Source organism: Mesorhizobium sp., from assembly GCF_005063415.1.
GTDB lineage: Bacteria > Pseudomonadota > Alphaproteobacteria > Rhizobiales > Rhizobiaceae > Mesorhizobium.
Genome location: NZ_SUEG01000363.1, coordinates 1 through 656, shown reverse-complemented (window position 1 = coordinate 656; position 656 = coordinate 1). Strand labels below are relative to the sequence as shown.

At 53.4% G+C, this 656-nt stretch carries 1 protein-coding gene; it reads left to right on the top strand.

Features of this window, described 5'->3' with window-relative positions:
• On the top strand, positions 1 to 201 hold a 201-nt coding region (locus E5W70_RS32620), incomplete at its 5' end, for a hypothetical protein (protein WP_292665490.1).
• Positions 202 to 656: the final 455 nt, after the last annotated feature.

Below are 656 nucleotides of genomic sequence, written 5' to 3'. Positions count from 1 at the left end.
ATTGATACCAGATCAGCCTGGTCGTTTTGGTCTGCAGAAACGGTCATCGAGTTTTCCTCTTGTCTAATGGCGCGCGTTGAAACGGATGAGCTGTTTATTGCCAATCACGCAAACAATTCGTTATTTCCGCCAACAAACCTCATTCGTTGCAAATATCAAGCGGGAAGCTTCGCTTCCATCGTTCTGCCCGGCTGCGGGTAAAGTTCCGAGAGCGTGGATATGAACAAATTTCCTTTCGTCTCCCGCACGAGGGCCGTAGACGCTACGCACGCCGGCCCCACGAAACCTCGCTGCTGCACCGCAGATTGAGCATGCGAGCACAATCTTTGTCGTCGCGACACTTGGCGGCGAGATCCTCGTCGCCACGTCGACGTGAATTGGACCTTGCGGTGCAGTTCATCTGGAACGCGTCGGTCAAGTTCAGGTTGGGCTATTCCTCGTCGGTCAACGGTTCGGAAGGCATAGTTCGAATCCTCCATCTCCACCATAAGACATTGTTTGCATTATAAAAATACAAGAATAGGTTGCGCGCCCGCCATAAAGCCCGGTGGTCACCGTGGCTCGTGTCAGCAGATGTGGTATGGTTGAGTGTCGGCGAGTGGCAGAGGTCCAGCAACTATGACTTTGAGGCGAACCAGAGCTTACGGCACATCCGG